Below are 23,504 nucleotides of genomic sequence, written 5' to 3' on the forward strand. Positions count from 1 at the left end.
AGAGTTGAATGAGTGCACTACCTGACAATGCACAAACGAATGAAGCTTGGAAAATCGAAAATACTGGCATAGATATTGTTCCTGAACACGAACGTACAGCAACACCACTTGAACTATTTTGGATTTGGTCTGCTGCCAATATAGGTATACTTGGTATCGTTTATGGCGCAATTATTGTTTCCTTTCGCCTCTCCTTTTTTCAATCATTACTTGCCACAATAATTGGTATTGCTAGCTTTGCATTAGTTGGCTATATCAGCTTGTCGGGGCAAAAAGGCCGTACCTCGACACTGACCCTTTCACGTACCATTTTTGGTAAAACGGGAAATATTGCTCCCACATTTTTCAGTTGGATTACATTGATGGGCTGGGAAGCTATCAATATGATCACAGGGACATTAACCCTTAAAGCCCTATTTCAAGTGCTTGGTTTTAGTGACTCTATTGCCTTAACCGTTGTATGTATGGTGTTATTCGGCGGGTTAGCCATCACCATTAGCCTCTTGGGACAAGCAACCGTTGTGGTGATGCAAAGTTGGATCACGCGTATTTTTGGCACCATGACCTTAATTGCCGCGCTGTATATTATTTGGCAAACGGATTGGAGTGCGGTTTTATCAATGCCTTCTGGCGATTGGTTAACTGGTTTCTTACCTGCAGTATCGATTATCGCCGCGGGAACAGGTATTGGCTGGGGGATCGCTGGTGCAGATTATAGCCGCTATCAAAGCGACCGTTCATCAAAATCAGCCATTTTCAATGCGGTGACATTTGGTGCAACGTTGCCATTATTTATCTTACTGTTCACCGGTATTTTATTGTCTGCACGTTTACCTGAGTTGGCATCCGCAGAGAACCCAATCGCGTTAATTGGCACTGAACTACCAAGTTGGATGTCAGTCCCTTATCTGTTAACAGCAACCGCTGGGATCATCACGATTGCGGTGCTGAGCCTCTATTCTGCCAGCCTTAATTTATTAACCATTGGTGTGAAAATTCGCCAAGTCTATGCGGTTGCATTGGATGCCGTATTGGTGATGGGCGTCGCGATTTATATTTTGTTTATTTCAGGGGAATTTATTAATTCCTTTATCGCTTTCTTACTGTTTTGCGGAGTATTTTTAGCCGCATGGGAAGCAGTGTTTATGTTAGATTATGCCGTGTTACGCCGCCATAAAGGCTATGAGTTTGAACAGCTCTTTGGTCAATCTAACGCAGGTATTCGTTGGATACCGTTACTGTGTTGGCTGTTGGGTGCACTAGCAGGGCTGTTAGTGAGTGATAATGAATTTATTAAAGGGCCTTGGGCAACTGGTATTTTTGAAGGCTCCAGCCTGTCTATTTTACTTTCATTTGTATTAAGTTTTGTGCTGTATGGCTTGTACCTTATGTTTAGTCGTTCAGCGGAGAAGCATTAATGCGTACGGTGGCGGTTATTGGTGCGGCAGCAGGCGATCGTGTTCTAAGTGTTGATAGGCTCCCCCGTAGTGGGGAGGACATTATTGCCAACGATCATGGTTGGCAAATTGGTGGCTGTGGCTTTAACGTGTTACGCGCTTTAGCGCGTCTACAGATCCCTGTGATTAATGGCATCCGTGTGGGTAATGGTCAATGGGGACAACGCGTCTGCCAAGCACTAACCGATCTTGGTATTCCTCCCTTATTAACCAGTGAGACTCAAGATAATGGTTGGTGTTTTGCATTAGCGGAGTCAACGGGTGATAGAACATTTATCTCGATACCGGGCTGTGAAGAGCAGTGGGATCGCGCTGAATTGCAATCATTTTCTCTGCCTTCTAATAGCATTATCTATGCCAGCGGCTATGAATTAGGGTGCCAGCAAGGGGAGGCCATTCAACAGTGGCTACTCAATGATTGCTTAACACAAACATTGGTTTTAGATCTTGGACCTCGGCTGGCAACGCTGCCAAATAGTTTTCTGCGTAAATTACCCGCTAATAGAACGATTTTAACCATTAATCGCGATGAAGCACGTTTTCTTTGTGGCGAAGGCGATTTGGTCAAATTGTCAGTCGATTATGCAAGTGAGACAGGTATTACTTTAATTTTACGTCTAGATAGCCAAGGCGCTTGGTTGTGCCAACCAAATAGCCAGCCTCAATTTGTTCCTGCCTATCAAGTGGTTGCTGTTGATTCGATTGGTGCTGGAGATGCACATACTGCTGGTTTAATCGCTGGGCTGTCACAAGGCTTGCTATTAAAGGATTGTGTTGATCTTGGCAATCATGTGGCAGCGATAGTGGTTAGTCAACAAGGGGCTGCGGGCGCGCCAACATTAAAAGAACTTAACCAATCAATGCTAACTCAAGTTGCCACACTAACATGTTAACATCTCACCAATCGCATTTTTTATTTCCTACCGAGTAAAACCATTGCTACATTTGTAGGTCTGATACTCTATATAAAATGGTGCAGCTTATGATAGGCTGCACCAATCGCTTAACGCTAGAAGACAATTAACATGAAATACTTAGTTACCGGCAGTGCAGGCTTTATTGGTTTTAGGCTATGTCAGCGTTTATTGGATAGCGGGCACGAAGTTGTTGGGATCGACAACATGAATGCTTATTACGATCAGGGGCTCAAACAGTCGCGTTTGCATATTCTTGAGCAATATCCGCATTTTCGTTTTATTCCACTCGATATTACTGAACGTGAAAAAGTGGTGGTACTGTGTACTCAAGAAGGTTTTGATCGGGTGATCCACCTTGCCGCTCAGGCTGGCGTACGTTACTCACTGCAAAACCCATTTGCTTATGCAGACAGTAACCTTAATGGTCATCTGGCGATTTTAGAAGGCTGTCGACAAGCTAAAATCAAGCACTTAGTCTATGCCTCTTCAAGTTCGGTCTATGGCATTACTGACCAAACCCCATTCAATACCGATATGCCAACCGATCACCCTGTTTCATTGTATGCGGCAACCAAGAAAGCCAATGAATTGATGGCGCACTCTTATTCACATTTGTATCAGCTGCCAACAACCGGTTTGCGTTTCTTTACTGTCTATGGCCCATGGGGGCGTCCAGACATGGCGTTATTCAAATTTACTAAAGCCATTTTAGCCGGTGAGCCAATCGATGTTTATAATAACGGCAATCTGAGCCGTGATTTCACTTTTATTGATGATATCGTGGAAGGGGTCATTCGTATTTCCGATATAATCCCACAAGCAGACCCAGAAAATCGTTCTCTTTCACCTGCACAAAGTAGTGCGCCATACCGTTTATATAACATCGGTAATGGGCAGCCCGTGAAATTGACCGATTTTATTGCTGCACTTGAAAAATCATTAGGGAAAAAAGCGATTAAAAACTTTTTACCGATGCAGGCTGGGGATGTGTATACCACTTGGGCCGATACTGAAGACCTGTTTAATGCCACGGGTTATCGCCCACAAGTTTCTATTGAGCAGGGTGTACAGGCGTTTGTCGATTGGTATCAATCCTACTACAACCTGTAAGTAATTTCCCTGTAATGTCCTAAGATGGATTTGAGAGGTCAGTTTTGAAAATAGCAATTGCAGGTACAGGCTATGTGGGTCTGTCTAACGCCATGTTACTGTCACAAAACCACGAAGTGGTGGCAGTAGACATCGTTCCTGAAAAAGTGGCGATGCTGAACAACAAGCAATCTCCGATTATTGATACGGAAATTGAACAATTTCTGCGTGAAAAAACACTTAATTTCCGTGCCACACAAGATATTGCTGAAGCCTATACTGGCGCACAGTATGTGATTGTCGCTACGCCGACGGACTATGACCCAAAAAGCAACTACTTCAACACCAAGTCAGTTGAGTCAGTCATCCATGATGTACAGAAAATCAACCCTGCGGCAACCATCATTGTTAAATCGACCATTCCTGTTGGTTTTACTGAGCGCCTGCGGGAAGAATTTGGCTACACCAATGTCATTTTCTCCCCTGAGTTTTTACGTGAAGGCCGTGCGCTGTGGGATAACTTATATCCATCGCGCATTGTGGTCGGTGAGCGCTCTGAGCGCGCTGAGATTTTTGCTAACTTGCTGCTGGAAGGCGCTATCAAAAAAGATGTCCCTGTGTTGTTTACCGATGGCACTGAGGCAGAAGCTATCAAGTTGTTCGCTAACACCTACTTAGCGATGCGCGTGGCCTATTTCAATGAGTTAGACACCTATGCAGAGAGCCGTGGCTTGAACGCACGTCAAATCATTGAAGGGGTGTCTTTAGACCCACGTATTGGCAGCCATTACAATAACCCTTCATTTGGTTATGGCGGTTATTGCTTACCAAAAGATACCAAGCAGTTGTTGGCTAACTACGATGATGTACCGAATAACTTGATTAATGCGATTGTGGAATCTAACCGCACCCGCAAAGACTTTATTTCGGATGCGATTATTGCCAAAGCACCGCGTAAGGTTGGGGTGTATCGCTTAGTGATGAAAGCAGGCTCTGATAACTTCCGCGCTTCGGCGGTACAAGGTGTCATGAAACGCATCAAAGCCAAGGGTATCGAGGTGATTGTGTATGAACCTGTTCTTAAAGAAGACGAGTTCTTCCGCTCAAAAGTGTATCGTGACCTCGAGGCATTCAAGGCCGATAGCGATATTATTTTAGCTAACCGTATGGTGCCTGAAATCGAAGATGTGGCAGAAAAAGTCTACACACGCGATCTGTTTGGTAATGACTAACCAGTAATAAAGGCATTGTTGGTATGTTGAGGCGATAAATTCGCCTCAATTTAATGTATACGACTTAATATTGATTAGGGTAATAAAGCGCATCAAGGAATTCAGGAATAAAACTACCCGTTCCTCGGCAATTTTGAGTCGCGATCTCGCCCGCTTGTTTCATAAGAGCACATGCATTGGCAATATTGTGTAGCCGATCCCCTGAAAGTGCACTGCTGGCAGTGACGACAGCAGATAGCCCACAGCCGGTTCCGACAACTCGCGTCATCATTGGATGGCCCCCAGTAACGGCGATGGTTCTATCACCATCAGTGATATAATCAACTTCACCACTAATGACAACGATAGTTCGCGCTTTATTGGCGAGCAATTGAGCTGCCGGTAAGGCATCGCTTGTGGTATCTAATGAATCGACACCGCGCCCACCATGGTTGGCTCCAGCTAATGCCATGATCTCTGATGCATTACCTCGAATCGCCGTTGGTGATAATGCTAATAATTCATGGCAGAAATGGGTGCGGAAAGTCAGAGCTCCCGCCGCGACAGGATCTAGGACCCAAGGCTTTTCAGCCGTGATGGCACTGTGGACTGCTAAACGCATCGCAGCTTGGCGTTCAGAGGTTAATGTACCGACGTTAATTAATAAGCCATCAGCAATAGCCGCAAATTGTTGTGTTTCTTCTGGCTCGATAACCATTGCAGGCGAGCAGCCTATCGCTAATAAAATATTTGCAGTAAAAGATTGTACTACGTCGTTAGTCATACAGTGGATCAGTGGAGAACGTTCAGTAAGTTGTTGTCTAAACGATAAAACTTGCTCGGCAGGGATTGTTTCAAATTGCATTTACCACTCCTATCTGCATGATCATACATGACTAATCGGCTAAATAATTTTCTAAAACCATACCACCCGCTCCTTGTGCTACCACTTCGTATGAGTCATTGGCGGCAAAAATACGCGTTTTAATATGTGGAAAAGCCGACATTTTTTCTTCTATGGCCTTTTTGGTCATCGCAAAAAAGTGATTTTTTGGAGTCAGTGTTCCTCCACAAACGACAACATCAGGCTGCAATGTTAAAATGGCATTTGCGATGGCTATACCATAATAGTAAGCCGCCTCTTCTAACGCATCTAAACATAATTGATCTTCCATTGCCAATGCTTGGAATATGGTGTGGTAATTGATTTCCGATTCGTTGCTAGCGAGTTGGTTAATTATCGAAGGCTTGCCTAAACGTAATTGTTGGATCACTCTAGATTTAATTGCCGATAAGGAACTGTATTGTTTTAAGCAACCATAGGATCCACAGTCACATCGTTGCCCTTTAATATCAATTGTTGTGTGACCAAATGCTTGAGCGGTACTAATCGGTGCAGGGGCGAAGGTGTTATTGATGATCGTGCAACTACGTATGTCAGTATCACAAGTCGTAAATAAGAAACGCTGACTTTCAGAGTTATATCTCAGGCGATATTCCGCAAGTGCTGCAAATGTAATGCCACTACCTAAAGTCACAAAACAAGGGACTTTATTATTAATGTAGTTGAATAAACTGATGATCCTTGCGTTGTATTGACTAAAGGCGACTTTATCGCGCTCTAAAATGTGGTCAATGGCGATGCCAATACCTAAAATTTTTGCTGTGGTTAACTGATGTTCTGCGAGCAGTTGATCAACTTTCATTAATAGATTGTCGAGCATGTTTTCCGCACTTTCTAGCTTCTCATTTTTTATTTTTATCATTCCTAAAATATCTAGTTTTAGGTTGAGTAACATGATCGTTGAGTAGAGGTCACTCATTTCGATGCCAATAACATAACCATCATCAGAGTTGATACTGTACAGTATTGGTTTGCGGCCACCGGTTGATTCGCCAAGTTCCGATGTCGAAATTAATTGGCTCTTATTTAATTCATCGAGCAGCCTAGCGCAGGTGGCTGGTTTCATACTGGCGAGTGAGGCTAATGCTTCGGCTCTGATTGGCCCATGGTTAAGGATCAATCGATAAAGCATTTTTAATTTACGTGTCTTTGAATTTTTCGAAGTGCGAAATTCATTTAATAGTGTTAGTAACAAGCCATCACCTTTCTTTTATCAACACATGCAACGCCAAAGATTAGCAGATTTATACTCGTCATGCTTCACGGGCAGTATTTTTCATTAGGGCTGCCTGCTGTTTGAGTTATTTAGAGTATATCATACCTAAATACTTTTTCTTAAAATGAGATTAAGATCGCTGTTCGATTTTTAAATTGCTTTATCATCTCCTTATTATCTTTTTTATACTCTAAATAATTTGAGCTGTTCCGAGGACGATTATGCACAATACTAGCGATATTTTAGAAAGTCTGCGTTTTATCGAAGCGCGCACTGATATCAAACCAACAGTGGGGATCATTTTAGGATCTGGTTTGGGGCCATTTGCGGATACTTTAGAAAATGCGGTTCATATTCCTTATAGCGAAATCCCTCATTTTGCCAAGTCGGAAGCAGTTGGCCATGCGAATGAGCTGGTTATTGGAACTATCGCTGGTAAAAATGTTGTCGCAATGAAAGGGCGTTTCCACTACTACGAAGGCTTTTCCCTCGATCAAGTGACATTTCCTGTGCGTTTAATGAAAGCACTCGGTGTTGAAAAACTGATCATTACCAACGCCTGTGGCGCAGTAAATACTGATTTCAATCCAGGCGATTTGATGGTTATCACCGATCATATCAATTTAACGGCGAATAACCCGCTCATGGGACCAAACAACCCTGAGTTGGGTGTCCGTTTCTTAGACGTGAGTGAGGTTTATAACAAAGAACTTCGCCAAACCATTCTCGATGTGGCTAAAGAGCAGGGCGTTGCATTACGCCAAGGCGTGTATGCATGGTGGACTGGCCCAACATACGAAACACCAGCAGAAATTCGTATGATCAGAACACTTGGTGCTGATGCTGTTGGTATGTCAACCGTGCCTGAAGCGTTAGTTGCCCACCACTCACAGATCAAAACAGTGGGTATTTCCTGTTTAACTAATATGGCATGTGGCATTTTAGAACAACCACTAAGCCATGATGAAGTTATTGAAACTGCAGAAAAAGTCAAAGCGACCTTCCTAAAATTAGTTACTGGTGTGATTGCTCGTTTCTAGCTTTTTCTCAAATTAATATAAAGGGTGTCATAGGCAATTGTAGGTGGGTATTAAAATGAAATTAAAAGGTTTGATTTTAGTTTCGCTTGGCGCTTGCAGCTATGGCATTTTATCAACATTGGTTGTATTGGCGTATCAAGCTGGATTTTCTTTAAATGATGTTATCGGCAGCCAAACGGTTTTAGGTGCTGTTTTGTTATGGCTGTTTGTTGTGGCTGGTTCCGTTGTTAAAAAGAAAAACCTGAATTGGCCGACACCGAAGCAATCAATGTTGATGTTACTAACAGGAACCACAACAGGGTTAACAGGTTTACTGTATTACGCATCGTTACAGTATTTATCACCTGCGTTAGGGGTAGTGCTATTTTTACAGTTTACTTGGATGGGAGTGGCAATTAATGCTGTTGTAACACGGCAGTTTCCTGCATTAATGACGATTGTTTCTGTGTTGTTGATTTTAATAGGAACTTTGTTCGCAACGGGATTATTTAATACATCAGGTATTCAATTCCATTGGTTGGGTATCGTTTTGGGGTTATGTGCTGCGTTATCTAATGCCGTACGTGTTTATGTGAGTGGGGCGCTCGCTGTTAAAACAGATCCTATGATGCGCTCAGCAATTATGGTCACTGGCGGTGCAATTTTAACCTCTATCGTTGTTCCCCCAACCTTCTTGTTAGATTTTACGACATTTAATGCACTATTTTTCTCTTATGGACTACCTCTCGCCTTTTTCGGTTCGTTCTTTGGTATGTGGATGTTTGCTAAGGGCACTCCATTAATCGGAACAAGTCTGGCAACAATATTAAGCTCGATGCAGTTGCCGGTAACGATCTTGTTATCTGTGACTGTACTACATCTACCTCTTGAATTCATTCAGTTTATTGGTATTGCCATTATTCTATTTGGTGTTGCTATTGCTGAAGTGAAAATAAAAACAAATAAAGTAAGAACTCTAAATAGTTCGAGTTGCAGCTAATGCAACTTGAACTATAAGGGCTATCACTCCCAACGGAGCTTCGTATGAATATTAAAACCCGCTTAAAAATCATGTTGTTTTTGCAGTATTTTGTCTGGGGAAGCTGGTTAGTCACGCTCGGCGCCTACATGATAAAAACATTGAATTTTTCTGGTGCTGAAGTCGGAATGGTATACAGCTCTAAAGGTGTTGCCGCTATTTTGATGCCGGGTATTATCGGAATTATTGCAGACAAATATATTCCGGCTAATCGGCTGTATATGATCTGCCATATTATCTGCGCTGGTTCGTTATTTTATGCGGCAACCGTTACTGATTCGACTCTGATGTTTTGGATAATGCTGATAAATGCGATGGCATTTATGCCAACCATTGCATTATCAAACTCGATAAGCTATTCCTCATTGAGCCAATACCAATTAGATTCAGTTGCAAATTTCCCGCCTATACGAGTATTCGGGACAGTTGGCTTTATTATTGCCATGTGGAGTATCAGTTTATTAAAATTTGAATTAAGTAGTATGCAGCTCTACATTGCAGGAAGTTGCTCATTATTGTTAGCTTTGTATTCTTTGACATTGCCACATATTGCCGTGAATAAAAAAGCTATTTCAACGAGTTGGGTTAGTAAATTAGGTCTTGATGCACTGGTCTTATTCAAAAAACCTATCATGGCGGTATTCTTCTTGTTTGCAATGCTACTAGGTGCTGTTTTACAAATTACCAATACGTTTGGTAGCCCATTCTTACACGATTTTGCTCGTAATCCGCTTTATCAGGATAGTTTGATTGTTCAATATCCTTCTATTTTGTTGTCAGTCTCACAAATGGCTGAAGTTTGCTTTATTTTGGCAATCCCCTTCTTTCTAAAACGCTATGGCATCAAAACTGTAATGCTACTGAGTATGTTGGCTTGGACATTAAGATTTGGATTCTTCGCTTTTGGTGATCCATCGGCAATTGGTTTAATGTTTTTGATTATGTCAATGATCGTTTATGGCTGTGCTTTTGACTTCTTTAACATTTCAGGTTCTATTTTTATTGAAAAAGAAGTGGATAATCGCATGAGAGCCAGTGCTCAAGGATTATTTATGACCATGGTCAACGGAGTAGGGGCTTATTTCGGCGCAATATTAAGTGGATTAGTGGTTGATTACTTCAGTGTCGACGGTGTGAAAGACTGGCAAACTATTTGGTTAGTTTTCTCTTCTTATACTGTGGTTCTAGCGGTTATTTTCTATTTCACCTTCCATTATCAGCATAATAAAGAAGGTGAATTGAAGGTAGCAAAAGCATAACGTTAGCACTGGCTCTCATAGATTAGAGAGCCAGTATACTCGTCATACTTCAAGTTGCAGTGTTGTTGACTACGCTCACTCGCACGAGTCACCTACTTATGTAGGCTCCTAGCGACTCATTCACTTGTCGCCTAACTGTACCTTGAATTATTTAGAGTATAAACAAAAACTAATGCTCCGCCTGAGCTCCCCAAATGGCATCCGCGACAGGGATTGTCGTGAATGTCGTAATAATTTGGTTATAAGTTTCTTCAGGTTTTAAATCAGTAAATTGCTTTGGATAAATAAATTTTGCGAGATATTCGATCCCAACAATATTGTACGGGTGATTATAAAAATTATGGTACACACCATATAACCGGCCATTTTTCACTGCGCTGATTTGATTAAATCCGACCCTGCTTTCTAATCTTTCAAAACCACTTTGATTTTCTTGTTCAGTCACACCATAACCAAATGGTGCGGCAATACTGTTTTTGTTAGTCCAACGAGAGCCCGTAACAATATAAACGTCAGGTTTGGATATCAGCACCTGTTCCAAAGATACGGTTCCTGAAGCACCTGGTAAAAACTGGCTGCCAATATTATTGGCTCCTGTTGCTTGAACCATTCCGCCCCAACCTGCATTGTTATGGGTAAAACAGCAACTATCACTACCATTTGCTCCGGCTTTGGCTTCAATAAAAACGCGAGGTTGTTGTTTAACTTTAGCCGTTATTTGTTGAATGGCAGTCAAATGTGTTTGATAGAAATCAGTATATTCTTTAGCTTCTGGTTCTTTATTGAGAGCCTGACCAAGGATATCGATACTGGGCGCAGTATTTTTTACAGGCTGTAAGAAAGTATCGATGTATAGGATTGGAATATTGGCTTCTTTTAGACGACCTACAACCCCTGAGCCTTCTAAAGCAGGTTTCGCACGTAGCTGGGCAATCAGGACATCAGGTTTTTGAGCAATAACAAGTTCAGTATTGACTTCACCTTTATCATTGAACCCCATATCAGGGATCTTCTGCATATCAGCTCGCCATTTTTGACCTAGTAACTCGACTGTCTGTGGATCAGATTTTTTTAGGTTATTGTTCCAAGCCACAACACGATTAAATGGGTTATCTCTATCAAGCAATGCAAGAGTTAAAATATCCCGACCATCTTGCAGTACGATCCGTTTAGGTTCTTTCTGGAAAGTGATTTTTTGACCATTAATATCAGTTAACGTCATTGGATATGTTGTTGCGAGTGCTGAGAAGGAAACAAAAGCGATGATGATTGTTGAGAGCAGGTGATTGACGATTTTCATATTTAGACCTCTTTTGAACTTAAATCAATGATAACAATTATCATTATCAAGAGTAAAGTGAAGAGGGTTAATTCACGAGAAAATTTTATCGGTAAACTATTTTTTCAGCATTTCAAATATTAAAATCAATCAATTGATTTTAATGTCATCATCATTATTATTAAGTACATCATCGATATGATGTACTTACAAAGCACTATATCGAGACAATATTATTTATTTTTTATAATAAGAACATAAGAGAGTTTTTTTGATAAATTTACTTTTAGTAAAATTTTTTCATTGCTTACTAATGGATAGTCTCCTTTATCACTGTTCTTTTTAAATCGACTTAAAATTAGCTTGTTAAATATTTTTATTTTATCTTTTCTTTTATGCGAAGGTAGCCAAGAACCACTAAAATGGTGGATGGAATAATTTATTTTTTCATCTTCAGGGCTACAAAAATAATATGATGGATAAATAATCGCATTTTCTGTTAGATGAGACTCTTGTGAACCATCATAAGGCGGGTTAAGGTCAAATTCACTTGAAAAAAAACGGGAAATTTTGAATGTATTGGGTTCTAAATTTAGTTTCCCATTAATTTCAAAATGTACGTTTTCATAGTCATCAAGTAAACCTTTAACTATTTTTGACTCTTTTGATGAGCCCATAGCTGCTGTAATTGGAAAATATCTACCATTATATTCTTCATACCCACTGAAAAAATCTAGAGATAGAAAACCGTCAAAATTCTGGGTGACTTCAACATCACTATCTAAATAGATTCCACCATAATTGTATAGAGCATAAAGTCGAATATAATCAGATGCAAAGGCCCATTTCTTATTTTCAATTGCTTCTTTTAAATAGGTATTATCCATCTCTTCAAGAGATTTATTATTCCATTCCATAATTTTATAGTCAGGAAGGTACTGTTTCCATGTATCTATACAGTCTAGAACAAATTGAGGTTTAGGATTATTTCCCACCCATACATAATGGATTATTTTAGGTATCAAAATTTTTTCCTATGCTATATTAAAATTTTAGTGAACGAAAAAATCGTCGAATTTCTAAGAAAAATAGGGATATGTTGCTTTCTATGAATCCTTTTTTTCTTCGAGGATTTTTTTTATCGACTCGATATTGTTCAATATTACTATTCTCAATAGCTAATATTGGGTGTTTTATTATTTCAGCTAAGAAGTATCCCTTTACTTTTTTAAGTTTGTAAAATAAACCCCATGAATCAGCAACGTAATACGCCTCATTGAAAAGTTCCACTAGTTTTTCACATTCATCTCGATGTATTAGGTAACAACAAGTTCGGTAAATCTTACTTGGTTTATAAGTTACTTTTCTAAATGTAAAATTACCAATTTTCACTTTATTAAAAAAACTGAGAGAAAGACGCTTTCTTGAGTTTAAACCCTCTTGGCCACCTAGTAAGTAGATATGATCTTTTTTTAATACAGAGGTCTTGCCTTGTTCTAATTTGTTAATAAAATCAGATATTGGGGTATCAATGATAACATCATCTTCAAGTATGATTGCCCAATCAATACCATCATTGATTATTTTTTTATAAACAGATTGGTGACTTAAGCTACAAGCTATTTCGTTTGCATGAGATGGCTTATCATATTTATAATTTAATGAGCTAATGTATTCTTCTTGGAGCTTTATCCCTTCAACGGCATCTACCATTACCCATGATAAATTTTGTGCTGATAGGGCATCTGTAATAGCGTTTCTTCGCTCAACATCTTTCTTAAGTGAAATGATAAAAATGGGTACTACACTATTCATAAGAAATCAATCCTATCAATTTATTTTGCTGTAGGTTAAAAATTATTTATTGCGTTATTATAGTAATACTAGCTTATGGAAAGTAAAACCCCCAAAAATGAATGTAGCATAATTGACTGAAACATATTTAAACTATTTCTAAGTAGTTGGCTAAAGTTGAGATTTAAAATTTTTTATAACTCATTGTATTCAAATTGATTATAAGTATTTACTATCACTGTATCTTTTAATTTATAAAGTATCATAATTATAGATGACCATAGGCTTTTCTACTTTAAGAAAAAGTAAAGACCAGCAAGTAATTGTGCTGGCCTAAATGAGTATTATTACAATTTGTTTGGTTTGTAGTAATAGGTAGCTTTATTCAATATTTTGAATCTGTTCTCTCATTTGTTCAATCAATACCTTTAGCTCAACCGCTGAGTTAGTGACTTCACTATTAATTGACTTTGATGCTAGCGTATTAGATTCGCGATTGAATTCTTGCATCATAAAATCAAGGCGTCGGCCATTGGCTTCTTTCTTTTTAAGAATATTGCGAGTTTCCTTCACGTGTGCTTCGAGTCGATCAAGTTCTTCAGCTACATCAACACGTTGAGCTAATAGAATGAGTTCTTGCTCTAAACGATTACTATCGACTTGAATATCTGCTTCTTCTAACTTAGTTTGTAAGCGCTCGCGTTGCCACTGTAAAATTTCAGGCATATGTTGACGAACTTTGGCAACTTCAACCAGTACACCATCGAGGCGTTGCTCAATCAATGCATGTAGTGCCGCACCTTCTGCTTCTCGGCTTTGTATAAACGCATCAAGGGTTTCATCAAGCCCCGATAAAAGTTGCTCACTAATCGCATCTAAATCTTGCTCGCCTGCGGACATCACACCAGGCCAACGTAAAATTTCTAATGGGTTAATTTCACCTTCATGACTATAGTTTTTTACCCAATTAGCTGCGCTAATGATTTGTCGTGCAAGCTCTTCGTTAAGGATCAACTCACCGCGATTTGCGCCATCTAGCTCTAAGCGCAGGTTACATTCGACTTTTCCACGAGTGAGGCGCGAACGAATTCTTTCACGGATCACGGGTTCTAAGCTTCTAAATTGCTCAGGTAGGCGAATGTAGGTTTCTAAGTAACGTTGATTAACGGAACGCAGCTCCCAGGCCGCACTCCCCCATTCACCCTTGATATCACGGCGGGCAAAAGCGGTCATACTACGGATCATAATTCGTTCCTATAAAAATGGATATGATGAGATTATAGCGCTATGAGTGATGTCATGATAGGCATTATCGGTTTAAGGACGTATAATGCGCGACAATTAAGTTGAAAACGGAGATAACACCATGCGTCCAGAAGGCAGAATGGCAGACCAAATGCGCCCAATTAAAATATCACGCAACTATACTAAGCATGCGGAAGGCTCTGTTCTTATTGAGTTTGGCGACACTAAGGTGTTATGTAACGCAACAGTAGAAGAAGGTGTACCTCGTTTTCTAAAAGGGCAGGGCCAAGGTTGGGTTACCGCAGAATATGGTATGTTACCTCGCGCGACGAATTCACGTAATCAACGTGAAGCCGCAAAAGGAAAACAAACAGGGCGTACTATGGAGATCCAGCGTCTAATCGCTCGCTCTTTGCGTGCGGCTGTTGACCTTAAAAAGTTAGGCGAATATACCATTACATTGGATTGTGATGTGATCCAAGCTGATGGCGGAACACGTACAGCAGCAATTTCAGGTGCTTGTGTTGCTTTAGTTGATGCACTTAATAAAATGGTTGAACAAGGTAAATTGGCTAAAAGCCCATTGAAATCAATGGTTGCAGCTGTATCTGTTGGCATCGTGAATAATGAGGCACTGTGTGATCTTGAGTATGTAGAAGACTCTGCAGCTGAAACCGATATGAACGTTGTGATGATGGACGATGGCCGTATGATTGAGGTTCAAGGTACAGCTGAAGGGGAGCCGTTTAGTCATGAGGAGCTGCTATCATTGTTAGCTCTTGCTAAAACGGGGCTCGACTCCATTTTCGAAGCTCAACGAGAAGCGTTGAAATAAAATTATTTTTAATAGGCGGCTGAAATAGTCGCCTTTTTTATATCTGGTTGTTTGTTAAGAGCAATCAGTGATGTGCAACTTAGTTTTAAACATACTGACGTTAATTATTGAGGAATTGACCCATGAAAGCTTATCAGCGCGAATTTATAGAACTTGCCATGAAAAAGGAAGTATTAAAATTTGGTGAGTTTACGCTGAAATCAGGCCGTAAAAGCCCTTATTTTTTTAATGCGGGGTTATTCAATACGGGGCGTGATCTAGCACTCGTTGGGCGTTTCTATGCGCAAGCTCTTAAAGAAAGCACGATTGAATGCGATGTGCTTTTTGGGCCTGCTTATAAAGGAATTCCTATTGCGACAACAACAGCTGTTGCACTCGCTGAACATCATGATATTGATATGCCATACTGCTTTAACCGGAAAGAAGCGAAAGACCATGGTGAAGGTGGCACATTAGTTGGCAGCCCATTACAAGGAAAAGTGGTAGTGGTTGATGATGTGATCACGGCAGGAACCGCAATTCGTGAATCAATGGAGATTATTAAGCAGCAAAATGCAACACTTAACGGGGTATTGCTGTGCCTTGATCGACAAGAAAAAGGAAAAGGTGAAATTTCTGCAGTGCAAGAGGTTGAGCGTGACTATCACTGCAAAGTCTATTCAATTATTACCATGAGCGATTTAATTGCCTACCTCTCTGAGCGTGAAGATATGCAACAACACTTGATTGCAATGAGAGCTTATCGTGAGCAATACGGGGTTTAGTAGCCTCATTCTTTATGAGCACAACTAAGTCGCTGTAGTAACTTACATATCGAATAAATAAACTCGCTACTGAAAAAAAGCCCTCGCCCAATAATTATGGGCGGGGTGAGTAGTTTTTCAAGTCACTATTGTAACTGAGCTAAAATTAAAGGCCAGCGAGCTTCGAATTCAGTAGTTGGGCGATAACGAAATTCCGAACGTACGAAACGAGATAACATTCCCTCACAAAATGCCAGTAATTGGCTGGCGAGAAGTGATTCGTCATGTGTAAAGCCTTGACCGTCGCGTATTTTCTTTTCTTTTAATACTTGCCGTAATTGTGACTCAATTCTTTCAAATAATTGGTTAATACGACCTTGAAGCCGATCTTGCTCAAACATCAGAGCATGACCAGTCATGATCCTTGTTAGACCTGGGTTTTTCTCTGAAAAACCTAAAATAAGCACTAAAATCAGCTTAATTCGAAGAAGCGTATCTTTCTCATCATTTAAAATGAGGTTAATACGCGAAACTAATGAGTCCTCAATAAACTCAATTAGGCTATCGAACATTTTCGTTTTGCTTGGAAAATGACGATATAACGCTGCTTCGGATACGCCAACATTTGCTGCAAGTTTTGCTGTGGTAATTCGTTGACTACCATCACTACTTTCCAGCATTAGCGCAAGTGATTGTAAGATCTCTTCGCGCCTGTTGCGTTTTTTTGTTATCGCTTTTTCTGCCATGTCTGATAAGACCCCTGCTAAAACAGCAAAACAAACTATCTAAAATTTTACCCTAAGTAAATATAATTGAGGGAAAATGGAAGATAAATAGGGTGATAGTTGCGAAAGGTATCTATACTCGTCATACTTCAAGTTGCAACGCTTTTCTTTAAGGTATAGTGACTACGTTCATTCGCGCCAGTCACATAGTTTTCTATGCTCCTAGCAACTTATTCACTTATCGCCTATCTGCATCTCGAATTATTTAGAGTATATATCCTTCAAGAGGAACAAAATCCTAATACAACAACCACACCATCCACATCTTTAGTTAAACTTACTGGTAGGTTTATTTTTATTCCATCATCAATCGATGATTAGATATCACCAGTAAAATCAATAGATTAAGCTAACTTAATCTATTGGCGACCAGAATGCCCGAAACCACCTGCACCGCGTTCTGTTGCATCAAAGTCATCAACAATATTAAATTGTGCTTGTACAACAGGGACGAATACCATTTGTGCCAGACGCTCTCCGGGTTCAATCGTGAATGCCTGATTGCCTCTATTCCAAACAGAGACCATCAATTGCCCTTGGTAGTCAGAGTCGATGAGACCCACTAAGTTTCCAAGTACCACACCATGTTTATGACCCAAACCTGAGCGAGGGAGAATAACTGCTGCGAGTTGTTCATCAGCGATATGAATAGCTAACCCTGTAGGAATAAGCTCAGTTTGACCTGGTGCTAAATCAATTGGAGCATCAAGGCAAGCACGTAGGTCTAATCCAGCAGAGCCAGGTGTCGCATACGTTGGCAAAGGAAATTCATTACCAATACGGGGATCAAGGATTTTCAGATCAATTTTTTTCATAACGTTGAAGTATCTCGTCAAGTAAATAATGGCTTAATGCCAGCTTGCTATTGTGCGGAAGACGTACATCACCAGAAGCATCGAACAGGTGTAAAGCGTTGTTATCGCTATTGAAACCATTATCTGCAAGAGAAACATCATTTGCACATATCAGGTCTAGTTGCTTTTGTTGGCGCTTTTGACGTGCATATTCTTCCACATTTTGGGTTTCAGCTGCAAACCCAACAACATAAGGGCGGTTTTCAGTTAAATGGCCAACACTGGCAACAATATCAGGGTTTTTAATCAGTGTAATGAGGACCTCATCACCTTGTTTTTTGATTTTATTTTCTGCAATTGTTTTGGAACGGTAATCAGCAACAGCAGCACAGCCAATAAAAATATTTTGTTCAGTGACTGTTTTATGTACTTGGTCATACATATCAAGTGCACTGATTACATCAATACGTGTTACGCCTTTAGGCGTTGCTAAATTAACTGGACCAGCGATTAAAGTAACTTGTGCACCCCGTAGGCTTGCCGCCTCTGCAATGGCAAAACCCATTTTTCCTGAACTATGATTACTAATAAAACGGACAGGATCGAGATCTTCACGAGTAGGACCTGCTGTAATCATAATCTTTAAATTTGCTAGATCAGAGCGCGAATCAAAATATTCACGAGCGAAACGTACAATGTCCAATGGGTTGATCATTCTACCAGGGCCAACATCACCGCAGGCTTGGCTACCATCATCAGGCCCCCAGATCATATACTGGCGTTGTTTCAATCTGATTAAATTTTCTTGAGTCACCGTTGCACGAAACATTTGTTGGTTCATCGCTGGTACAACGGCTATAGGCGCGGAGGACGCTAGGCAAATTGTGGTAAGCAAATCATTAGCCATTCCTGCACTTATACGAGCAATTAAGTCTGCGGTTGCTGGCGCTAAAATTATCAGATCAGCCCATTTTGCTAGCTCAATGTGACCCATGGCCGCTTCTGCTGCTGGATCAAGTAAATCATCAGCGACAGGGTGGCCGGATACAGCTTGTAGTGTTAAAGGCGTAATAAATGCTTTAGCACCATCAGTCATCACGACACGAACAATAGCCCCTTCATCACGTAGGCGGCGGGTGAGTTCAGGAATTTTATAAGCAGCGATACCGCCACTAATACCAAGAACTACTTTTTTACCTAATAGCTGTGTCATTGTTCTATCCATCCGATCATCGTGAAGAGCATATTATCATATCAGAAATATTGTTGAGATCACTGTATATATCATCACCCTTTTATTTTTGCGAAGCGCTACGCAAATCAGTAAAGGATACATTGTTGTGCTTATTTTCTACATATAAAAGTGTGTGAAAATAACTCAGAAAGGGTTTGATGATGGAATGTGACAATCACTTAAAACCAAGGGAAAAGCTGTTAGCCTATGGTGCGGCAGCGTTGACTGACGTGGAGCTATTGGCAATTTTCCTTCGTACTGGCAGTTTAGGGGAACCTGTTTTACAGCTAGCGGAACGTTTATTGAATGAATTTGGTTCATTATATTTACTCTTACAAGCGGATTATTCGGAACTAACACAATGCAAAGGGGTTGGGATTTGTAAATATTCGCAATTTCAGGCAATTAGTGAACTAGCTCGTCGTTGCTTTTCCGAGCAATTTTTATATGAAGATGTGATATCCGATCCAAAATTATTAAAAGCAAGATTACTTGAGCTATTTGCAGGGCAAGAACGAGAGGTTTTTGTTGTTTTGTTATTAAACAATCAGCATCAAATTATTTGCTATGAAGAATTATTTAAAGGAACGATTAATCGCGTTGAAGTACATCCTCGGGAAATTGTTCGTTATGCAATGAAAATGAATGCAAGTGCGGTTATATTGGCGCATAATCACCCGTCAGGGAATGCGGAGCCTAGTGAAGCTGATAGGCAGGTAACTTTTCGTATTAAAGATGCTTGTGCTTTAATGGGGCTGACATTGTTAGACCATTTTGTTGTTGGGCATAAACATTGTGTTTCGTTTCTCGAACGAGGGTGGTTGTAAAATCATTTTTTTGACTAAAAAATGACAACTTTTGCCGCAATGGGCTTGAGTGAAAATGAATGAAAGCGTATACTACGCCACCTTTGAGGATCTTGGGTTTGGCGAGAAGAGCCTATCTCAGTAAATTTTTTACTAAGATGATAACAATCTTTTCAGTCACAAAGTTTGCTGAGATGGGCTCCTAAGCCTGACGAGGCGGCCATACCCAGAACAAAAAAGCTCGAGCTGATTAGATTTTTGGAGAATAGACATGTCACGAGTCTGCCAAGTTACTGGCAAGCGTCCAATGAGCGGTAACAACCGTTCACACGCATTAAACGCGACCAAGCGTCGTTTTTTGCCAAACCTGCACTCTCACCGTTTCTGGGTTGAGTCTGAGAAACGTTTCGTAACACTGCGTGTATCTGCTAAAGGTATGCGTGTTATCGATAAAAAGGGTATTGATGCTGTTCTTGCTGAACTGCGTACCCGTGGTGAGAAGTACTAAGGAGCTAAAAAATGGCTAAAGGTATTCGCGAGAAAATCAAGCTGGTTTCTTCTGAAGGTACAGGTCACTTCTATACCACTACGAAGAACAAGCGCACAATGCCAGAAAAACTGGAACTGAAAAAATTCGATCCAGTTGTTCGTAAGCATGTGATCTACAAAGAAGCAAAAATTAAATAATTGATGCTTTCTTGTGAAAAACCCAGCTTCGGCTGGGTTTTTTTATGCAAAAAATTAGTAAAATGAACTGATAGGCACTCAAAGCTATATCGATTCTTCCTAAAGTAGTAACATGTTCACTATTGATTGAATTAATGGTGTTAGTTTTTGTCAAAGAACTATGTCATTTTGCGTATAGATATTATTAAGAGTGTCTGGTGAAAAAACAGTTTAAAAAAATTCTTGTTATCAAGATGCGGTTTCATGGCGATATGTTACTGACGACGCCTGTCATCAGTACATTAAAACAAAACTATCCTGATGCTGAGATTGACGTGTTGCTTTATCAAGATACTATCCCTATTTTATCTGAGAATAGGGAAATTCATGCTTTGTATGGAATGACGGGCAAAAAGACCAATGGATTGAGTAAAGCCTGCAATTTTGTAAATTTGCTGAGAAAATTACGACGAAATAAATACGATCTTATCGTCAACTTAGCTGACCAATGGATGGTATCAGTGCTTGTTCGCGCCATCCCTGCGCCGGTTAAAATTTCACATGATTTCGCTCATCGTGATTCAAAATTTTGGCGAAATAGTTTCACCCACTTGGTTGTCCCTCATGGCGAGCATGTTGTCCTTAATAACCTTTCTGTTCTTGAGCCGTTAGAAATACTTCATCCAAAAACACATTTAACGATGTCATATTCAGAACAGGATTGGAAGAATATCGACCAGAGGTTATTAGATCTAGGTGTACATAGCAGCTATGTTGTTATTCAACCTACAGCTCGGCAAATTTTTAAATGTTGGGATGACGAAAAATTTTCTGAGGTCATTGATGCATTGCAAGCACGTGGTTACCAAGTCGTATTAACATCCGGGCCAGCAAAAGAAGATCTTGATTGCATTGAGAATATAGCTTCTCATTGTCAATCTAGGCCGATTATTGAATTAGCGGGTAAAACAACTTTTCCTGAGCTTGGTGCATTAATTGCCCATGCGGCATTGTTTATTGGTGTTGATTCCGCGCCAATGCATATCGCTGCTGCTGTAAATACCCCAATAGTGTGTTTATTTGGTGCGACAAATAATGTGTTTTGGCGGCCATGGAGTGACAATGTTGTGCAATTTTGGGCTGGTGATTATGAGCCTATGCCGCCAAGAGAGCAGCTTGATAGAAATAAAAAATACCTTTCTATCATACCCGCTTCTGATGTGATCAAAGCCACAGAGGATATGTTGCCAATGAATATTCGTTCAATGATGGCAAGGTTTTAATATGGTATTGGCATTTTGTCTGTATAAATATTTCCCATTCGGTGGTTTGCAACGCGATTTTTTGCGTATTGCACTAGAGTGCCAAGCTCGAGGACATCAGATTCGTGTTTATACTCAATCTTGGAGTGGTGATGCACCAACAGGGCTTGAAATAATCATTGTTCCAGTGACATCAAAAACTAACCATGGGCGCAATGCGCAGTATTGTCAGTGGGTGCAACAGCATATCAAATTGCATCCCGTCGATCGTATTGTTGGTTTTAATAAGATGCCTGGCCTTGATGTCTACTATGCGGCTGATGTTTGTTATGCAGAAAAAGTGGCTAATGAAAAAGGCTTTTTTTACAAATTAACGCCACGTTATAAGCATTACGCATTATTTGAAAAAGCCGTATTTCAAGTTGGTAAACCAACTAAGCTTTTAATGTTGACTCCGCATCAAATTGAACATTTTAAAAAACACTATGCGACAGAGTCATCGCGTTTTTATATGTTGCCTCCAGGTATTGCACAAGATAGAAAATATGATCAGCAAATTTCAAATGCGAAGCATATCTATCGAGAAAAAAACCAAATATCACAATCTGCTCATTTTTTGTTGCAAGTAGGTTCTGATTTTAAGCGCAAAGGCGTTGATCGCACGATAAAAGCCATGGCAGCCTTACCTGATAGCGTCAAGAAGAATACTGTACTCATGGTTGTTGGTCAGGATAAACCTACTAAATATCAACAACTAGCAGAGCAATTAGGTATAGGCGAACAAGTATCATTTTTCAGTGGACGTGATGATGTTGCTGAATTAATGGCTGCTGCTGATATATTGATGCATCCTGCATACCAAGAAGCTGCCGGAATTGTACTGCTTGAAGCGATTACGGCCGGTTTACCCGTTATAGTGACACAAGTGTGTGGCTACGCCCCCTTTATTGCCAAAGCGCAGTGTGGTGCTGTGATAAATGAGCCTTTTGATCAGCAAAACTTGAACTCGGTACTATCAGAAAGTTTGCAAAATACGTTACAGTTAAAAAATTGGGCAGAAAATGCACGTTATTTTGCTGATACGGAAGATTTATATAGCCTGCCTGAAAAAGCAGCTGATATTATTTTAGGATCCCTAGATGATTGAACTGAAAACACCTTTTAGTGAGCTATGGAAAAACAAAGACCCATTTGTTGAAACTGAGCACTTAAAGGGTGAAGTTTTTCGTCAGCTAGAAAGTCGCAAAACATTGCGTTTTGAGCTAGAAGGGCAAAGTTATTTTATTAAGATTCATTATGGGACTGCGCTAAAAGAAGTAATAAAAAATCTGTTTTCACTGCGCTTGCCGGTTCTTGGTGCTGATAGAGAATGGAATGCAATTCATCGTTTAGCAAATGCAGGCGTAGATACCATGGATGGTCGTGCGTATGGGCAAAAAGGTTGGAACCCATTACGACGTCATTCATTTATTATTACTCGTGACTTAACACCCACAATTAGCTTGGAAGATTATTGTGCTAACTGGGTAAGTACGCCTCCTGATTTTAGAACCAAACAAGTGATTATCCACCGTGTTGCTGAGATGGTAAAAAAGATGCATGCGGCTGGCGTTAATCATAGAGACTGCTATATTTGTCATTTCTTACTGCATTTGCCTTTTACAGGAAGCGAGTTAGATTTGAAAATTTCAGTGATCGACTTGCACCGTGCGCAGTTAAGAAGTCAGGTGCCAATTCGTTGGCGCGATAAAGATCTGATCGGTTTATATTTTTCTTCGTTGAATGTAGGGCTAACTTCACGGGATATCTTCCGTTTTATGAAAACCTATTTTGGTTTATCATTAAGAGAGATTATTAGCACTGAACAAGCTTTGATAGCAAAAGCATCAACTAAAGCAGAAAAAATCCAAGAACGAACAAAACGCCGTGGCCTATAGAGAAAATAGTATT

The 23,504-nt window shown here is 40.2% G+C and carries 24 protein-coding genes; 15 read left to right on the top strand and 9 right to left on the bottom strand.

Features of this window, described 5'->3' with window-relative positions:
• Nucleotides 1-8: 8 nt before the first annotated feature.
• The 4 genes from AC3Z9T_RS16525 to AC3Z9T_RS16540 all read left to right on the top strand — a co-directional run bounded on the left by AC3Z9T_RS16525 (nt 9) and on the right by AC3Z9T_RS16540 (nt 4,695).
• The gene (locus tag AC3Z9T_RS16525; RefSeq protein WP_490127190.1) at nt 9-1,418 is read left to right on the top strand and encodes a purine-cytosine permease family protein; all 1,410 of its coding nucleotides are present in this window, start codon (nt 9-11) and stop codon (nt 1,416-1,418) included.
• On the top strand, nt 1,418-2,350 hold the full coding sequence (locus tag AC3Z9T_RS16530; protein ID WP_490127191.1) for a PfkB family carbohydrate kinase: 933 nt from the start codon (nt 1,418-1,420) through the stop codon (nt 2,348-2,350). The genes AC3Z9T_RS16525 and AC3Z9T_RS16530 overlap by 1 nt, the downstream gene beginning before the upstream one ends.
• A gap of 132 nt (nt 2,351-2,482) precedes the next feature.
• The gene (locus AC3Z9T_RS16535; protein WP_490127192.1) at nt 2,483-3,484 is read left to right on the top strand and encodes an NAD-dependent epimerase; all 1,002 of its coding nucleotides are present in this window, start codon (nt 2,483-2,485) and stop codon (nt 3,482-3,484) included.
• Between the two features lie 44 nt (nt 3,485-3,528).
• Nucleotides 3,529-4,695, top strand: a complete 1,167-nt coding sequence (locus tag AC3Z9T_RS16540; RefSeq protein ID WP_490127193.1) for a nucleotide sugar dehydrogenase — start codon at nt 3,529-3,531, stop codon at nt 4,693-4,695.
• A 64-nt stretch (nt 4,696-4,759) separates the two neighbouring features.
• Here the strand turns inward: AC3Z9T_RS16540 and thiM are convergent, their stop codons facing one another.
• Nucleotides 4,760-5,539 (bottom strand): hydroxyethylthiazole kinase, encoded by a 780-nt coding sequence (gene thiM, locus AC3Z9T_RS16545; protein ID WP_490127194.1) that lies wholly within the window; start codon nt 5,537-5,539, stop codon nt 4,760-4,762.
• Nucleotides 5,540-5,570: 31 nt separating this feature from the next.
• Nucleotides 5,571-6,773, bottom strand: coding sequence for an ROK family protein (locus AC3Z9T_RS16550; protein ID WP_490127195.1), 1,203 nt, complete (start codon nt 6,771-6,773; stop codon nt 5,571-5,573).
• A gap of 242 nt (nt 6,774-7,015) precedes the next feature.
• Between AC3Z9T_RS16550 and AC3Z9T_RS16555 the strand changes: the two genes are divergently transcribed.
• Genes AC3Z9T_RS16555 through AC3Z9T_RS16565 form a run of 3 tightly spaced genes read left to right on the top strand, consistent with a single transcriptional unit; the run spans nt 7,016 to nt 10,111 of the window.
• On the top strand, nt 7,016-7,834 hold the full coding sequence (locus AC3Z9T_RS16555; RefSeq protein ID WP_490127196.1) for a purine-nucleoside phosphorylase: 819 nt from the start codon (nt 7,016-7,018) through the stop codon (nt 7,832-7,834).
• Nucleotides 7,835-7,889: 55 nt separating this feature from the next.
• Nucleotides 7,890-8,813, top strand: coding sequence for an EamA family transporter (locus AC3Z9T_RS16560; RefSeq protein WP_490127197.1), 924 nt, complete (start codon nt 7,890-7,892; stop codon nt 8,811-8,813).
• Between the two features lie 44 nt (nt 8,814-8,857).
• Nucleotides 8,858-10,111, top strand: a complete 1,254-nt coding sequence (locus tag AC3Z9T_RS16565; RefSeq protein ID WP_490127198.1) for a nucleoside permease — start codon at nt 8,858-8,860, stop codon at nt 10,109-10,111.
• Nucleotides 10,112-10,280: 169 nt separating this feature from the next.
• Here AC3Z9T_RS16565 and AC3Z9T_RS16570 read toward each other — a convergent pair whose 3' ends face one another.
• From AC3Z9T_RS16570 to AC3Z9T_RS16585, 4 genes are all read right to left on the bottom strand, one after another.
• On the bottom strand, nt 10,281-11,411 hold the full coding sequence (locus tag AC3Z9T_RS16570) for an ABC transporter substrate-binding protein (protein WP_490127199.1): 1,131 nt from the start codon (nt 11,409-11,411) through the stop codon (nt 10,281-10,283).
• 212 nt (nt 11,412-11,623) lie between these two features.
• A complete protein-coding gene (locus tag AC3Z9T_RS16575) occupies nt 11,624-12,415 on the bottom strand; it encodes a glycosyltransferase family 32 protein (protein WP_490127200.1) in 792 nt (263 codons plus the stop codon).
• 19 nt (nt 12,416-12,434) lie between these two features.
• Nucleotides 12,435-13,205, bottom strand: a complete 771-nt coding sequence (locus AC3Z9T_RS16580) for a glycosyltransferase family 25 protein (protein ID WP_490127201.1) — start codon at nt 13,203-13,205, stop codon at nt 12,435-12,437.
• Between the two features lie 360 nt (nt 13,206-13,565).
• Complete coding sequence (locus AC3Z9T_RS16585) at nt 13,566-14,429, bottom strand: YicC/YloC family endoribonuclease (RefSeq protein WP_490127202.1); 864 nt, start codon at nt 14,427-14,429, stop codon at nt 13,566-13,568.
• Nucleotides 14,430-14,550: 121 nt separating this feature from the next.
• Here AC3Z9T_RS16585 and rph point away from each other — a divergent pair, with 121 nt between their 5' ends.
• Entirely contained in the window at nt 14,551-15,264 is a 714-nt protein-coding gene (gene rph / locus AC3Z9T_RS16590) for a ribonuclease PH (protein ID WP_490127203.1), read from the top strand.
• Nucleotides 15,265-15,386: 122 nt separating this feature from the next.
• Nucleotides 15,387-16,028: an orotate phosphoribosyltransferase gene (gene pyrE, locus AC3Z9T_RS16595; RefSeq protein WP_490127204.1), complete on the top strand. Its 642-nt coding sequence runs from the start codon at nt 15,387-15,389 to the stop codon at nt 16,026-16,028.
• Nucleotides 16,029-16,153: 125 nt separating this feature from the next.
• On the opposite strand, the gene slmA is transcribed toward pyrE, so the two are convergent.
• From slmA to coaBC, 3 genes are all read right to left on the bottom strand, one after another.
• Nucleotides 16,154-16,753, bottom strand: coding sequence for a nucleoid occlusion factor SlmA (slmA, locus tag AC3Z9T_RS16600; RefSeq protein ID WP_490127205.1), 600 nt, complete (start codon nt 16,751-16,753; stop codon nt 16,154-16,156).
• 398 nt (nt 16,754-17,151) lie between these two features.
• A complete protein-coding gene (dut, locus tag AC3Z9T_RS16605) occupies nt 17,152-17,607 on the bottom strand; it encodes a dUTP diphosphatase (RefSeq protein WP_490127206.1) in 456 nt (151 codons plus the stop codon).
• Nucleotides 17,594-18,799 (bottom strand): bifunctional phosphopantothenoylcysteine decarboxylase/phosphopantothenate--cysteine ligase CoaBC, encoded by a 1,206-nt coding sequence (gene coaBC / locus AC3Z9T_RS16610; RefSeq protein WP_490127207.1) that lies wholly within the window; start codon nt 18,797-18,799, stop codon nt 17,594-17,596. The genes dut and coaBC overlap by 14 nt, the downstream gene beginning before the upstream one ends.
• A gap of 179 nt (nt 18,800-18,978) precedes the next feature.
• Between coaBC and radC the strand changes: the two genes are divergently transcribed.
• From radC to rfaP, 6 genes are all read left to right on the top strand, one after another.
• Complete coding sequence (radC, locus tag AC3Z9T_RS16615) at nt 18,979-19,647, top strand: RadC family protein (protein ID WP_490127208.1); 669 nt, start codon at nt 18,979-18,981, stop codon at nt 19,645-19,647.
• Nucleotides 19,648-19,897: 250 nt separating this feature from the next.
• Nucleotides 19,898-20,134 (top strand): 50S ribosomal protein L28, encoded by a 237-nt coding sequence (gene rpmB / locus AC3Z9T_RS16620; protein WP_004265123.1) that lies wholly within the window; start codon nt 19,898-19,900, stop codon nt 20,132-20,134.
• 11 nt (nt 20,135-20,145) lie between these two features.
• Nucleotides 20,146-20,313 carry a 50S ribosomal protein L33 gene (gene rpmG, locus AC3Z9T_RS16625; protein WP_004265124.1) on the top strand — a complete coding sequence of 56 codons (168 nt, stop codon included), beginning with the start codon at nt 20,146-20,148 and terminating at the stop codon, nt 20,311-20,313.
• Between the two features lie 197 nt (nt 20,314-20,510).
• The gene (gene rfaQ, locus AC3Z9T_RS16630; RefSeq protein WP_490127209.1) at nt 20,511-21,575 is read left to right on the top strand and encodes a lipopolysaccharide core heptosyltransferase RfaQ; all 1,065 of its coding nucleotides are present in this window, start codon (nt 20,511-20,513) and stop codon (nt 21,573-21,575) included.
• Between the two features lies 1 nt (nt 21,576).
• Nucleotides 21,577-22,701: a glycosyltransferase family 4 protein gene (locus AC3Z9T_RS16635; RefSeq protein WP_490127210.1), complete on the top strand. Its 1,125-nt coding sequence runs from the start codon at nt 21,577-21,579 to the stop codon at nt 22,699-22,701.
• A complete protein-coding gene (gene rfaP / locus AC3Z9T_RS16640) occupies nt 22,694-23,491 on the top strand; it encodes a lipopolysaccharide core heptose(I) kinase RfaP (RefSeq protein ID WP_490127211.1) in 798 nt (265 codons plus the stop codon). The genes AC3Z9T_RS16635 and rfaP overlap by 8 nt, the downstream gene beginning before the upstream one ends.
• Nucleotides 23,492-23,504: the final 13 nt, after the last annotated feature.

It is taken from the genome of Providencia sp. 6390 (genome assembly GCF_058148425.1).

What these genes read in the sequence shown, in the direction of transcription:
- radC (WP_490127208.1), top strand. Translation starts at nt 18,979, where the DNA reads ATGATGGAATGTGACAATCACTTAAAACCAAGGGAAAAGCTGTTAGCC.
- rpmB (WP_004265123.1), top strand. Translation starts at nt 19,898, where the DNA reads ATGTCACGAGTCTGCCAAGTTACTGGCAAGCGTCCAATGAGCGGTAAC.
- AC3Z9T_RS16565 (WP_490127198.1), top strand. Translation starts at nt 8,858, where the DNA reads ATGAATATTAAAACCCGCTTAAAAATCATGTTGTTTTTGCAGTATTTT.
- AC3Z9T_RS16525 (WP_490127190.1), top strand. Translation starts at nt 9, where the DNA reads ATGAGTGCACTACCTGACAATGCACAAACGAATGAAGCTTGGAAAATC.
- dut (WP_490127206.1), bottom strand. Translation starts at nt 17,607, where the DNA reads ATGAAAAAAATTGATCTGAAAATCCTTGATCCCCGTATTGGTAATGAA.
- AC3Z9T_RS16530 (WP_490127191.1), top strand. Translation starts at nt 1,418, where the DNA reads ATGCGTACGGTGGCGGTTATTGGTGCGGCAGCAGGCGATCGTGTTCTA.
- AC3Z9T_RS16555 (WP_490127196.1), top strand. Translation starts at nt 7,016, where the DNA reads ATGCACAATACTAGCGATATTTTAGAAAGTCTGCGTTTTATCGAAGCG.
- pyrE (WP_490127204.1), top strand. Translation starts at nt 15,387, where the DNA reads ATGAAAGCTTATCAGCGCGAATTTATAGAACTTGCCATGAAAAAGGAA.
- rpmG (WP_004265124.1), top strand. Translation starts at nt 20,146, where the DNA reads ATGGCTAAAGGTATTCGCGAGAAAATCAAGCTGGTTTCTTCTGAAGGT.
- AC3Z9T_RS16570 (WP_490127199.1), bottom strand. Translation starts at nt 11,411, where the DNA reads ATGAAAATCGTCAATCACCTGCTCTCAACAATCATCATCGCTTTTGTT.
- AC3Z9T_RS16580 (WP_490127201.1), bottom strand. Translation starts at nt 13,205, where the DNA reads ATGAATAGTGTAGTACCCATTTTTATCATTTCACTTAAGAAAGATGTT.
- AC3Z9T_RS16635 (WP_490127210.1), top strand. Translation starts at nt 21,577, where the DNA reads ATGGTATTGGCATTTTGTCTGTATAAATATTTCCCATTCGGTGGTTTG.
- rph (WP_490127203.1), top strand. Translation starts at nt 14,551, where the DNA reads ATGCGTCCAGAAGGCAGAATGGCAGACCAAATGCGCCCAATTAAAATA.
- AC3Z9T_RS16560 (WP_490127197.1), top strand. Translation starts at nt 7,890, where the DNA reads ATGAAATTAAAAGGTTTGATTTTAGTTTCGCTTGGCGCTTGCAGCTAT.
- AC3Z9T_RS16535 (WP_490127192.1), top strand. Translation starts at nt 2,483, where the DNA reads ATGAAATACTTAGTTACCGGCAGTGCAGGCTTTATTGGTTTTAGGCTA.
- slmA (WP_490127205.1), bottom strand. Translation starts at nt 16,753, where the DNA reads ATGGCAGAAAAAGCGATAACAAAAAAACGCAACAGGCGCGAAGAGATC.
- AC3Z9T_RS16585 (WP_490127202.1), bottom strand. Translation starts at nt 14,429, where the DNA reads ATGATCCGTAGTATGACCGCTTTTGCCCGCCGTGATATCAAGGGTGAA.
- coaBC (WP_490127207.1), bottom strand. Translation starts at nt 18,799, where the DNA reads ATGACACAGCTATTAGGTAAAAAAGTAGTTCTTGGTATTAGTGGCGGT.
- rfaP (WP_490127211.1), top strand. Translation starts at nt 22,694, where the DNA reads ATGATTGAACTGAAAACACCTTTTAGTGAGCTATGGAAAAACAAAGAC.
- thiM (WP_490127194.1), bottom strand. Translation starts at nt 5,539, where the DNA reads ATGCAATTTGAAACAATCCCTGCCGAGCAAGTTTTATCGTTTAGACAA.